Raw genomic sequence first — 12,898 nt, 5'->3', positions numbered from 1 at the left:
GTCAGACAACCCGTGCGCCACGGCGCCAAAGAATCAGAATGAAGGCCATAAGCAGGGCAACTTCCGCATAAAGCGGCTTGGTGAGAAGCGTGATTGCGGCCGTCAGAATGCCTGCGACAACAGCGGCAACCAGCGCCCCTCGAACACTGCCGACGCCGCCGATGATGGAAACCATCACCGTAATGAGGATCAGGTTCCAACCCATAAGGGGATTTACAAGCGCGAAAACGCCCTGAAAAATTCCCGCGAGCCCTGCAGCGGCACCGGCAACGAACCACACCTTGACGGAGATTTCATGCGGATTGATGCCACAGACACGGGCCAGTTCCGGATTGTCGGCAAGCCCCCGAACCTTTTCGCCGAAACCGGTGTGATAGATGATCCAGTAAAGATTGAACGCGAATGCTGCGACAAGAATAAGAGCGATAAGCTGCAAACTGGTCGCGCCGACGCCGATCAGATTGAAAAACTCGATCGGCGGCTCGTCCAGATAGACGTTTTCCGCGCCGACAAAAAGGATCAGACCATATCGAAGAACGAAGGAAAGACCGACCGACAGAATGATCAGCTCCGACGGTTTGATCCCGCGCTGCATGGCCGGACGAAAAACGAACAGATAGGTCGCGACGCTTAAAAGCCCGCTCAAAATGGCTGCAGGAACAATGGAGATGTAAAAGCTAAGTCCAAAAGCCACGTTGAACAGAGAGGCGAAATAGGCGCCAAAGGTGATGCCTTCACCGTAGGCAAAATTGATGAAGCCGTTCAGGTAATAGATAAGCGTGAAGCCAATCGCGGCCAGTATAAGCGGCGATGCCTGCAGTATTCCTATAAACAAGGAGTCGACTGCGAAAGACACGCGCGGGCCTCCCAATTGTTGCTTGTTGAGGCTACGCCGTACCCAGCCTCTTGCTTCTCCAAAAGGGTTCCCGCAAATCACGTAAACGATAATAACGAGCAATATTGCTACGTTGCGCTCAGTCTTTTATTTGTCACGATTGAAACGCTTGAACTTGAATTCGAGCGCTTGCTCCTGCCCGATAGCTTTGACTTGTACCGGCCGCGGCTGTCGGGAGGAAGGGCCATCATGAAAGCGTTTCTAAAGGACAACTGGATTCCCGTTGCCATTTCCGCCTCAGCATTGGTGATGGCCACGGCAATCGGTCTTGTCCCGGTTTTGCGGTCTCCGGATGACGCAACCTTGAACGCTGAAGCCGCCCTCGAGCGGCGTGTTGCACAACTCGAAGAGAAGATCGCGCAACTTGAGAGCACATCCGAACCTGTGGATCCGGCTACCAAGGAAGAAATCGATCCTGCGCTGCGCGCTGAGATCAACCAGATCGTAAAGGGTCTGGTCAATCAAACAGGCCGCGTCTCAAGACTGAAAAAGGATGTTGCCCCGTTGCTGGCCTGGGGAGACACTCCGCCCGTACCGGAGCGGATAGAGCAGCAGATCAAGCTCATCAACACTGCTTTCCTGAAACAGACAAGCCGTATCAAATCCCTGGAACAGCAAGTTATGCCCGTAAGCGGCAACAGCGCCGCAGTCGAACGCATTTCCCTACAAGTCAAAAACCTTGAATCCGCGGTCACGCAGCTGCACAAGCGGATCCGTAAATTGTCAGCCGATCTGGAAGCCTCAACCGCCGATCAGGACACTTTGAGCCCCGAAACCCTCCAGTCAATCGAGACCAAGCTCGAGGACATTCTCAAAAGCGTACGCGCTCAATAGAAGATTGCGTTAGTTGCTCCGGCTTTGCGCAGAGGCTTGTCTCAAAAACAAAAACCCGCCCTAAAGAGGACCGCTTTTTGTTGGTTGCGGGAGCCTGATCACAGCGAGACTCTAACGTTTGGTGCGTCCAGAATCTCTAGGTGGCAATTGTCATCAAATGATCAGCAGCCGTGACTGAACTGCGAACAACGCAGACAACGCATGCAACGTGACCAAGATACAAGCATCGCTGCCCCGCAGCTAATGTGCGAAAGGTTTGCGCTGCGTCGGAAGCTTCCTAATCCAAGAAACGTAGTCCGGATCTTCGGTGCGGCTTATCAATCGCTCCAGTACGTTCAGCGGATCCGGATCGTAGTCAACACGCAGATCGATGGGCGGGAAATCTTCGACGAAAATGAGAATTGCAGCGGACATCAGTCCGCGCGCGTCACCTCCGGCTTCGGAACCAGCTCTCAAACCTGACAGCAACCGCCAGAGAAAACTGTCTGAACCCGCCAGCACCGCTTCAGCGGCAGCTTTAACCACTTCCTTCCGGGCAAGCATGTTGCCGCCTGCGCAAATGTCGGGATTTACGTAATGGGCTACTTCCGGTGTGTTCTCTGCCCCTGAAAAAACGCCGCTATTGCCCAATCGATCGAGGGCGAGCAACTGTCTGGAATCTCTGCCGGCATCCGGGTTCACGGTAAGCTCGATCGCGCGGTCGGGATCAAGGCCGCTTGCCAGCGCATCGAGCACGTCTTCTCCCCAAAGCGTGCTTGGATAGTATCCCTGGGATGCAGAGACCCCTATGCCAGGCTTTCCCCGAAGAACCCAGCCGCCCACGCACAGATTTCCTGTGGCGGCGGCACCTCCCAATGCACCGGTATCAGGGTCCCGCGCCAGGATCGAGAAAGTCATCTCATGTTGAACCTTTGCGTTTGACTGCTTATTGAGTAGTTTGTTTCACAGAGTTTCAGAAACTGTCAAACGTGAAGATTGCCATGGTACAGACAGCGCGGCTCTCTGAGCGCATTCTTGAGAGCTTTGACGACCTCACCAAATCCGAGCGCCTGCTGGCGGAACATTTCCTCGAAAACCCCGACAGTCTTGCGCTCCACACAGCTGAAGAGATATCTTCACTAGCCAACGTGTCCAAGGCAACAACGGCCCGTTTTTTCAAGCGTCTAGGCTTCCCAAGCTTTAAAACCGCGCAGCGTATGGCGCGCGTCCGCCGTAATGACAGCCAGCACAACAAGCGTGTTTTTTCCGAACCCATACAACAACGCAGTGGGCGCGGTGATCTGGCCGATCACCTTGCATCCGATGTCCAGAACCTAATCCGCACGATCGAAGCCATTCGCGGCGACGAACTGAAAGATGCCGTCACCTACCTGGCCAGGGCAGAAAAAGTCTGGGTCGTCGGCTTTGGTGACAACTACCCGCTGGCACATTTTGCACGCGCCCAACTCATCAAGGTGAAACCGGACATCCGCATGATCCCGCTTGGCGGCTTTCCCGTGCCGGAAGAGTTTGCCTCAATCCGTCCATCCGATGCCGTCCTTGCACTGGCCATCGGCCGGCGGACGGCGACGCTGCGTTCGATCCTGCAATCCGCGCGCCTCTCCGGGGCCAGGACGATATCCGTGACAGACCTGACAAGCTCCGGCAACTCGGAACTGGCGGAAGTCACGCTGCGATGCCGCACCAGCGGCTTGTCTTACTTCGACTCCCTTGCCTCTCCGGTTTCGGTCATGACCTATCTGTGCATGGCCGTTGCGGATCGCCTCGGTCAGAATGCTGTCGACCGGTTGAAATACATCGACGGTATCCACTCAGAGTGGGGCGACCTGGGCTGAAAGTGACTCAAACGCGTCGTTTCGTGGGCTGCAGACACCGTCAAACGATTCAAAAATGAAATTAATCTTGTCAAAACTGCTTTCTTTTTGACGCAGTATGCCCGGCCTCGTACCGTTTTCGAGGGCCTGCCCAGAAATCAATAGACGGATGTCAGCACGCCGGACTGCTCTCCGGCGTCACGGGCGGCTTTGCCTCGCGCGACGGACGGCGCGCACACGGGCAAGCACATCGCAGCTCCAAGGAGAGGATGTTGACATGAAACTTAGAAGAAATTCCCTGCGCCGATTGGCAGGCGCGGCAGGCATTGTCGCAGGTTTGACAAGCTCCGCGGCGGCCGGTGACATAGTCTGGGCCCGGTACGGAGATATCGATTCCCTTGATCCGCATCGCGCCACCAGTACCTTGTCCCTCCAGGTCTGGAGCCTGCTATACGACACATTGCTGGCGACGGACGCTGACGGCCTGCCGGTACCTCACTTTGCGAAGTCCTGGACATCGAACGAAGAGGGGACGGAATATACGTTCAGCCTGCAGGACGGCGTCATGTGCCACGACGGTACACCGCTCGATGCGAATGATGTCAAATACACGATAGATGCCGCCTTCAGCGAGGAAACACCAAGCGTCACAAAGGGCAGCTGGGGTCCGATTACAAGCGCAGAGGTCATTGATCCGCTGACCATCAAGCTCACGCTCGAGAAACCCTTCGTGGCGATGATCCCGTTCCTCGCGGACAGCTTCTCGTCGATCATTTGCGACAGCAACGGTGACGGCTTCGGAACCACCACGGCCATTGGCTCCGGCCCCTGGAAACTGGTGTCCTGGACCAAAGGCGACAAGATCGTTCTGGAAAAGAACCCTGACTACAAGAATTTCGGCAAGCTGGCTGAAAACCCAGGGGCGCCACATGAGGATGGTCTGATCATCACGGTTGTTCCGGAACCTCAGGCGCGGCTGGCGGCCCTGAAAACCGGCGAAGTCCATATCGCCGAACCCCCGTTTGATGATGTGCCATCGATCAAGGACAGCGGTGAGCTGGACATCATCGTTGCCGAGAACACGGGACAAAACGTTTTTTGGGAGTTTGCCGTCCACCGGCCACCGTTCAACGACAAGCGCGCGCGCCTTGCGGTTGCCCATGCGACCGATGCGGCGGCCGCGATCAGCCTGATCTATGGTGACCTGTCGGTTCAGGAAAACTGCCCGGTGTCTCGCGGTGTTTTCGGCAACGATCAGGACTTCTGCGCCCAGTACCGCCCGGGATATGACCCAGAAAAATCAAAGGCGCTGCTCGCAGAGCTTGGCTACAGCATGGACAAGCCGCTTGAAACCGCTTTGCTCGTTTGGACAGGCGGAAACCGCCAGAAGCTTGGGGAAGTTTTCCAGGCACAGCTGGCAGAAGTCGGCATCAAGGCATCCATCGAAATCATGGATATCGGATCGCTCAATGCCCGGGTCCGTCAGGAAAACGAAACGACGACCGGCACAACCGGATCGATGGATATGATGACATGGTCCTGGTATGACCCTGACATTCTTTACGCGCTCTGGCACACGCCCGGCGCTTACCGCGGCTACACCTCGCCCGAGCTCGACGCAATGCTGGACGAAACGCGCGTGCTGACGGATCCGGACGCCCGCAAGGCCAAGGTCCAGGAAGTATTCAAGTATCTCCTTGAAAACGCGATCCACGTGCCGCTCTACACACCTGGCTGGGAATGGGTCTTTGCCGTCCGGCCTGAAGTCGATGGTTTCTTCGTGGCGCCATTTGTCTATCCGAATTTCAGCGACGTAAAACTCGGCGGTTGAGCCGGCCTGCCGCCCGGATACCTGATCCGGGCGGCGTTCCTCCAGATCAACACCTGTTCAATCGGGGACGATTGAACAACCAAAAGTTGGTCGCATTCGAAGTGGTAGAGCGTCTTTGTGCGTTCAATCGAACGCACGATGCTCCAGGGTCGACAAGATGTGGCGCTTTCTCGGCACCCGGATCGCGATGGGTGCGCTTACAATCTGGATCACGACCATTCTCGTGACACTTCTGATCCACGCAGTGCCCGGGGATCCGGTCCAGATAATGTATGCCCAAAGCCAGGGCACGACCCCGGAACAGATTGAAGAGGTACGTCGATCTCTCGGCCTGGACAGGCCCATACCCGTTCAGTACGCAATGTTTATCGAGCGCCTTCTTCATGGTGATCTGGGCAATACCATTCGCGGCGGCCAACCTGTGCTCGATGTGATCATGCAGCGTCTGCCGAACACGCTGATACTGGCATGTGCCGCAATGTTCATCGCCGTTTTGATCGGCGTCCCGATTGGTTTCCTGGCGGCCTACCGGGAGGGAAGCGTTGTCGACATTTCGCTCATGGTTCTGGCCATTGCGGGGATTTCCATGCCGCATTTCTGGCTGGGCCTCATGCTTTTGTTCTTCTTCGCGCTTGAACTTGGTTGGCTCCCGGTCAGCGGCAGCGGACCGCTGAACCTTATTTTGCCCGCGCTCACACTTGGACTTTCAAACGCCGCTATTTTCGCCCGGCTCACACGCTCTTCCATGATTGACGTGATGAGCCAGGATTACGTTCAGACGGCTTTTGCCAAGGGGCTGCCCAAGGCCCTGGTTCTGCGCCGCCACGTGCTTCGCGCCGGCCTCTTGCCGGTCGTAACAATGATGGGTCTGCAATTTGCCTTCATGATGGGCGGCGCAATTGTCGTTGAGAACATCTTTTCCTGGAACGGTGTCGGCCGCATGGCTGTCGAGGCAATCTTCCAGCGTGACTATCCGATCATTCAGGGTTTCATCCTGACATTTTCCGTTGTCGTCGTCACGGTGGCGATCGCTATCGATGCGCTCTACGCCGTGCTCGACCCGCGAATCCGGCGGGCCTGACATGCAGACGGCGAGCGACCCTCAAACACAACGCGCGCCTCCCGGCTTTTGGCGCCGGTTGGTGCGCTCCCCGAGTGGATTGATCGGGCTAGCGATCGTTCTTGCCCTTGTTTTCTGTGCTGGCTTTGCAGACGTGCTTGCGCCTTACAGCCCGACAAAGATGGGGGCCGGTGGCCGCTTTCTGCCACCAGGTGGAAAGTATCTTCTGGGAACGGATGAATTTGGCCGGGACATGTTTTCCAGAATTCTCTACGGCAGCCGCATCACGCTTCTGATCGGTGCAGTTGCCGTCGGCATATCGCTTACAGTCGGCATGCTGGTCGGAATGATCGCCGCATTCCGCCGTGGGTGGATCGAGGCGATCCTCATGCGTGGTACTGATGTGCTCTTTTCCTTCACGGAAACGCTGATCGCGCTCAGTTTCGTTGCCGTTCTGGGCCCCAGCCTGCAGAACGCCGTTATTGCAGTCGGGGTTGCCGGCGTACCCTTCTATGCGCGAACCTGTTACTCGGCAGCGCTTGTCGAAACGTCGAAACCTTATTTTGAGGCAAGCATTGCCGCAGGCGCCGGCCCTGCCCGTCTGGTTCTCACGCATCTCCTGCCAAATGTTCTGCCAACGATGATTGTTGTTGCGACCCTGGGCGTTTCGACTGCCATCCTGGCTGCGGCAGGCCTCAGTTTCCTCGGCCTCGGTGCGCAGCCACCAACTTCGGAATGGGGATACATGCTCGCCGGATCGCGCGACTACATCAACCGCGCACCATGGTTGATGACAATCCCCGGATTGGCGATTGCCGTTACAGTCCTCGGCTTCAATCTTCTCGGCGACGGATTGCGGACGAGCCTTGACCCGGTGGAACGGAAATGAATGCGCTCCTCTCCGTTCGCGATCTAGCGGTTCACATAGGAACGCGTGCCCTGGTCGAAGGCATCAGTTTCGACCTGAAGGTCGAAGAAGTTCTGTCTGTTGTTGGAGAAAGCGGTTCTGGCAAGAGCATGACTGCAAAAGCACTCATGGGATTGTTGCCACCAGCGGCCACAGCAACCGGCCGCGCGGAGTTCGACGGAGCTGATCTGCTAGGTCCCGGTGTTGTACCACCGCGGGGCACAGGGATCGGACTGATCTTCCAGGAACCGATGACCGCGCTGACCCCGGTGTTGAACATCGGGCTTCAGTTAACAGAAGCACTCCTGAGCCACGAAATCTGTGATCCAAAGGAAGCACGGCGCAGAGCTGTCACGATGCTTGACCGGGTCGGCATCCCTCAGCCTGAGATGCGGATGCGGCAGTTTCCGCACGAACTGTCCGGTGGAATGCGTCAGCGGGTCGTCATTGCAATGATGATGCTGCTCGGGCCCCGCGTTCTGATTGCAGACGAGCCCACAACAGCTCTGGATGTTACGGTTCAGGCTCAGATCCTGGACCTCTTGCGCGAAATCGTTGCCGAGACAGGCATCGGTCTCATACTGATCACCCACGACATGGGGGTGGTTGCCGAAATGTCCGACACGGTCCTGGTGATGAAATCGGGACAAGCCGTCGAGCATGGTCCGGTGACCCGGATCTTCAAAACCCCCAGAGCAGATTACACGCGTACTTTGCTCAAAGCGGTCCCCCGCATTGACAGCGCCAGGGAGCGAACCAAAACCAGGCAAGACGTTCTTCTTTCGGTAAGCGACATTAACAAGACCTTCAACGGCCGGGGACCTCATCTGTTTCGCAGCCACGGGACCCGGGCACTCGACCATGTTTCGCTCACCGTTCGAACGGGGGAAACACTGGCGCTGGTTGGAGAGAGCGGATCGGGCAAAACAACCCTTGGCCGGGTCATCGCCCGTTTGACAGAAGCAGATGAGGGCAAAATCCAGCTGAACAGCCTGGATCTCAGGGCCTGCAAGGGCCGCGAACTGCGCGCAGCCCGGCGGCAGGTGCAGATGATCTTTCAGGATCCGTATGCGTCTCTCGACCCGCGCCAGACGGTCGGTCACACAATCGCGGAACCTTTGATTATCCACGAAAAGCTGCGGCGTTCCGAGCGAAACGAACGCGTCAGGCAGCTCATCGAGAAAGTCGGTCTCGAAGCTGACATGGCCCGGCGTTATCCGCACGAGTTTTCCGGTGGCCAACGCCAGCGCATTGCCATTGCCCGCGCAATCGCGGCCCGTCCTTCACTGATCATCGCGGATGAACCGACGTCCGCGCTCGATGTTTCGGTTCAGGCTCGTATCCTTGACCTTCTTGAGGAACTGAAGCGTGGCGAGGAACTGACAATGCTGTTCATTTCGCATGACCTTGCAGTGGTTCGCCAGATTGCCGACAGGGTCGCCGTGATGCGTCACGGCAAAATTCTCGAGCTGGGACCCACAACACAGATATTTGCCGCACCCCGCCACCCTTATACGCGCGCATTGATCGATGTGGTGCCGGTCCCGGATCCTGCACGAAAACGAGGTGTGCGCCCGGCTTTGAAGGGAAGCTATCCTGCCGGTCCTCTTGTTGAATCTTCCCCCGGTCACTGGGTGGCGTCATGACCGTCGGCATAGCGGCAACCGGTCCAAACGCAGGTGCAGGCGTCCTCGCAGGCCTTCGTGCGACCGAGGCGATCGGCCAAGGTGCCATTGGCGGCTTTGTCAGTCTTGCGGTTCTGACCAAGGATCAGCAACTGTTTCGTTCAGAAACACAGACAGATGGCGCAAGTGGACTTTTACAAAAAGAACTTCCCGAGAACATGCTTGGAGCACCGTTCGCTGCTCTTATTTCCAGCGGTCCGAACCGGCCCGTACCTCTGGCCCAGTTCGTTGCGGCGAAGCCGGGTGTCGGGCTTGTCACCGGTCATCGCTTTCCTCAAATCCCTGCCGATGATGGCATACCACTGAACGCTCATGTTCTGGCTGCGATGGAACGTGGTCAGTCACCCCAAATGGCCATAGATGCGGTCGTTGATCGGTTTCCGGATCATGATGCAGGATTTGTCGCACTCTCGATTGATGGCACCATCGCTGCGGGCAACATGCCTGCAGTTCTTCTGCGACGGGATCATGGGTGCTCGAGCCGCACCCTGCAGAGCCCTCCGGTGTCTGTCGCCACAATCCATAACGCCATCCATCCAATTCGGGTTCTGGCCGACATGATCAACGACATCGTTCTTGAGGAAATGTTGCGCCCTCCAGCCGCCGAACACTGGATAACCGCGTCTCAAGGTATCCGGTTGATTAGGGGTCAGCGGGCAGAAATTCATATCAACCGCGACGAAGAGGTGGTTCAAATACTTCATCCTCAGGCGATGCAACATCCCGATCCAGTTCCCTTCGGTCTGGGCGACCAGGTCCGTATCATACTCAATGGGAGGGACATCGGCTGGTTGGGATATGAACCTTTTATGATCGTCAAAGACGGAGTGATTATGACAATGGACGGCAAACCAAGTCTGAAATTGCCCATTCTGAGCGAACTGGGAATTGACCGGAAATCATGATCCAACTCTTTCTTCTCCACCCTCCCCCTTCAGGTTATGGTCCGCAGGACGACGAGGTGAGGCCGATTGAGCACCAGGTCCGGTGGACCTTGTGCCGGGCGAACGGGCTGCCCGTCGTGTGATTGTGGAGTTCGTTGAGGGCTTGCATAGAAAAAGCCCGCTGGCTTTTTGCCATTCGGGCTGATTTTGGTTTCGGGAGCAGGATTTTGGGGTTTTCTGCCCTTCTTCGTCGGGCTTGTGTCCTCCATGATGGGGCCCGGGGAGGTTTTCGCCTGTATCCCCCACCCGAATACGACAACAGCCTCACCCCTTACGGGATGAGGCTGTTGTCGAATTTGGTTGCGGGAGCAGGATTTTATGTTCGCGTTGCTCCATTGCGCCTTCGGGCTTCGCCCTTGTCGTGAACCGCAAACCGGGCCTTTTGGTCCCGCTTTGCAAGGTCCGCGTCCTGTCTCCATTACCAACAAAAAAGCCGCCCGGTGTGGGCGGCTGTTTTTGTTGGTTGCGGGAGCAGGATTTGAACCTGCGACCTTCAGGTTATGAGCCTGACGAGCTACCGGGCTGCTCCATCCCGCGTTATTTTTGTGTGCTCGGGAACCTAGGTTTCCGGCGAGGGCTTTGTTTGCCCGGTCATTTTTGTTTTGCGCGTCCTCGATCCTTTCGGATCCGCGGGCGTCGCGGGGGCTGCTCCATCTGGGGCATGCCCTGGAATTTTGTTGCCTTGGATGCCGCGCTGTTAAGGGACAAGAGTTCCGAAGCGCAGCGAAGGCAAGCGCACGTGCGCGCCGGCCACTTTTGGCCGCCCTCGCGGAGGCCAGGGCGAAGCCCGATGCGGCCGTGAGCGCTATGTTGAAGAGATTTTCACTGCGATTAGCAGGCCTGGCGGCGACCTACTCTCCCACACCTTAAGATGCAGTACCATTGGCGCTGGGGAGTTTCACGGCCGAGTTCGGGATGGGATCGGGTGGGGGCTCCCCGCTGGGGCCACCAGGCCGGCGAAGCGCAGTTTTGTCGTGAACTGGTCTATTTCAGATAAGCATTGATTAATGAGAGCGATCAAGCCGAACGAGCTATTAGTAAAGCTAAGCTTCATGTGTTGCCACACTTCCACACGCTTCCTATCGACGTGGTGGTCTTCCACGGCTCTTCAGGGAGAGCTGGTTTTGAGGTGGGTTTCCCGCTTAGATGCTTTCAGCGGTTATCCCTTCCGTACATAGCTACCCTGCAATGCGGCTGGCGCCACAACAGGTCCACCAGAGGTACGTCCATCCCGGTCCTCTCGTACTAGGGACAGATCCTCTCAATTCTCCTACACCCACGGCAGATAGGGACCGAACTGTCTCGCGACGTTCTGAACCCAACTCACGTACCACTTTAATTGGCGAACAGCCAAACCCTTGGGACCTGCTCCAGCCCCAGGATGTGATGAGTCGACATCGAGGTGCCAAACAATGCCGTCGATATGGACTCTTGGGCATCATCAGCCTGTTATCCCCGGCGTACCTTTTATCCGTTGAGCGATGGCCCTTCCACGAGGGACCACCGGATCACTATGGCCGACTTTCGTCTCTGCTCGACTTGTCAGTCTCGCAGTCAGGCAGGCTTATGCCATTGCACTCAACGAGCGATTTCCGACCGCTCTGAGCCCACCTTCGCGCGCCTCCGTTACCATTTGGGAGGCGACCGCCCCAGTCAAACTACCCGCCACACACGGTCCCGGATATTGTTGTACCGCGGTTAGATATCCATGACGACAAGGGTGGTATTTCAAGGGTGACTCCACCTCAGCTGGCGCCAAGGCTTCAACGTCTACCACCTATCCTACACATGTCGTGACGAATACCAGTGTGAAGCTGTAGTAAAGGTGCACGGGGTCTTTCCGTCTGACCGCAGGAACCCCGCATCTTCACGGGGAATTCAATTTCACTGAGTCTATGCTGGAGACAGCGGGGAAGTCGTTACGCCATTCGTGCAGGTCGGAACTTACCCGACAAGGAATTTCGCTACCTTAGGACCGTTATAGTTACGGCCGCCGTTTACTGGGGCTTCAATTCGGTGCTTGCACACCTCCTCTTAACCTTCCAGCACCGGGCAGGCGTCAGACCCTATACGTCGCCTTGCGGCTTCGCAGAGCCCTGTGTTTTTGATAAACAGTCGCCACCCCCTGGTCTGTGCCACCCCAATCCGGTTGCCCGAACTGAGGTCTCCCTTCTCGCGAACTTACGGGAGCATTTTGCCGAGTTCCTTCAGCATAGTTCTCTCAAGCGCCTTGGTATGCTCTACCAGTCCACCTGTGTCGGTTTCGGGTACGGTTTATACGTGGGAGCTATTTCCTGGAACACCTTCGCTGCATCCCCAATCCAATAAGGAGATACAACACACGGCATCCGTCACTACCCACAAGCTGCAGAATATTAACTGCATTCCCATCGACTACGCCTTTCGGCCTCGCCTTAGGGGCCGGCTAACCCTGCGCCGATTAGCGTTGCGCAGGAACCCTTGGACTTTCGGCGAGCGGGTCTCTCACCCGCTTTATCGTTACTCATGTCAGCATTCGCACTTCTGATATCTCCAGGACCCCTCACGGGTATCCCTTCGCAGACTTACAGAACGCTCCGCTACCGCGTGCTTACGCACACCCGCAGTTTCGGTGTATGGCTTGAGCCCCGGTACATTTTCGGCGCGGGACCCCTTATTTAGACCAGTGAGCTGTTACGCTTTCTTTAAATGATGGCTGCTTCTAAGCCAACATCCTGGTTGTTTTGGGAGTCCTACATCCTTTCCCACTTAGCCATAACTTAGGGACCTTAACTGGCGGTCAGGGTTGTTTCCCTCTCCACAATGGACGTTAGCACCCACTGTGTGTCTGCCGGATAGTACTTCTCGGTATTCGGAGTTTGGTTAGGATCAGTAAGGCGGTAAGCCCCCATAGCCCATCCAGTGCTCTACCCCCGAGAGTATTCATCC

At 56.7% G+C, this 12,898-nt stretch carries 9 protein-coding genes, 1 tRNA gene and 2 rRNA genes (1 of these 12 running past the window's edge); 7 read left to right on the top strand and 5 right to left on the bottom strand.

The annotated features are described in order from the left end of the window. Position 1 precedes the first annotated feature (1 nt). Positions 2–856 carry a branched-chain amino acid ABC transporter permease gene (locus tag ABVF61_RS29425; protein ID WP_353997164.1) on the bottom strand — a complete coding sequence of 285 codons (855 nt, stop codon included), beginning with the start codon at positions 854–856 and terminating at the stop codon, positions 2–4. Positions 857–1,084: 228 nt separating this feature from the next. Between ABVF61_RS29425 and ABVF61_RS29420 the strand changes: the two genes are divergently transcribed. Beyond that, positions 1,085–1,729, top strand: coding sequence for a hypothetical protein (locus ABVF61_RS29420; protein WP_353997163.1), 645 nt, complete (start codon positions 1,085–1,087; stop codon positions 1,727–1,729). 240 nt (positions 1,730–1,969) lie between these two features. Here ABVF61_RS29420 and ABVF61_RS29415 read toward each other — a convergent pair whose 3' ends face one another. Then, complete coding sequence (locus tag ABVF61_RS29415; protein ID WP_353997162.1) at positions 1,970–2,626, bottom strand: DUF1028 domain-containing protein; 657 nt, start codon at positions 2,624–2,626, stop codon at positions 1,970–1,972. 83 nt (positions 2,627–2,709) lie between these two features. Here ABVF61_RS29415 and ABVF61_RS29410 point away from each other — a divergent pair, with 83 nt between their 5' ends. The 6 genes from ABVF61_RS29410 to ABVF61_RS29385 all read left to right on the top strand — a co-directional run bounded on the left by ABVF61_RS29410 (position 2,710) and on the right by ABVF61_RS29385 (position 9,931). After that, the gene (locus ABVF61_RS29410; protein WP_353997161.1) at positions 2,710–3,564 is read left to right on the top strand and encodes a MurR/RpiR family transcriptional regulator; all 855 of its coding nucleotides are present in this window, start codon (positions 2,710–2,712) and stop codon (positions 3,562–3,564) included. A 256-nt stretch (positions 3,565–3,820) separates the two neighbouring features. Beyond that, positions 3,821–5,374 (top strand): ABC transporter substrate-binding protein, encoded by a 1,554-nt coding sequence (locus ABVF61_RS29405; protein ID WP_353997160.1) that lies wholly within the window; start codon positions 3,821–3,823, stop codon positions 5,372–5,374. Positions 5,375–5,531: 157 nt separating this feature from the next. Further along, positions 5,532–6,455: an ABC transporter permease gene (locus tag ABVF61_RS29400; RefSeq protein WP_353997159.1), complete on the top strand. Its 924-nt coding sequence runs from the start codon at positions 5,532–5,534 to the stop codon at positions 6,453–6,455. 1 nt (position 6,456) lies between these two features. Then, complete coding sequence (locus ABVF61_RS29395) at positions 6,457–7,323, top strand: ABC transporter permease (RefSeq protein ID WP_353997158.1); 867 nt, start codon at positions 6,457–6,459, stop codon at positions 7,321–7,323. Further along, a complete protein-coding gene (locus ABVF61_RS29390) occupies positions 7,320–8,987 on the top strand; it encodes a dipeptide ABC transporter ATP-binding protein (RefSeq protein ID WP_353997157.1) in 1,668 nt (555 codons plus the stop codon). Before ABVF61_RS29395 ends, ABVF61_RS29390 begins: the two co-directional genes overlap by 4 nt. Then, positions 8,984–9,931, top strand: coding sequence for a DUF6963 family protein (locus ABVF61_RS29385; protein WP_353997156.1), 948 nt, complete (start codon positions 8,984–8,986; stop codon positions 9,929–9,931). Before ABVF61_RS29390 ends, ABVF61_RS29385 begins: the two co-directional genes overlap by 4 nt. 499 nt (positions 9,932–10,430) lie before the next feature. Here the strand turns inward: ABVF61_RS29385 and ABVF61_RS29380 are convergent. The 3 genes from ABVF61_RS29380 to ABVF61_RS29370 all read right to left on the bottom strand — a co-directional run. Beyond that, positions 10,431–10,507, bottom strand: a tRNA-Met gene (locus ABVF61_RS29380). A 301-nt stretch (positions 10,508–10,808) separates the two neighbouring features. Then, positions 10,809–10,923 (bottom strand): 5S ribosomal RNA (rrf, locus tag ABVF61_RS29375). 60 nt (positions 10,924–10,983) lie between these two features. Beyond that, positions 10,984–12,898 (bottom strand): 23S ribosomal RNA (locus ABVF61_RS29370); it runs 807 nt beyond the window's last position.

Source organism: Roseibium sp. HPY-6 (assembly GCF_040530035.1).
GTDB lineage: Bacteria > Pseudomonadota > Alphaproteobacteria > Rhizobiales > Stappiaceae > Roseibium.
The sequence above is the reverse complement of the archived record's forward strand: the minus strand, read 5'-3'. Positions and strand labels throughout refer to the sequence as shown.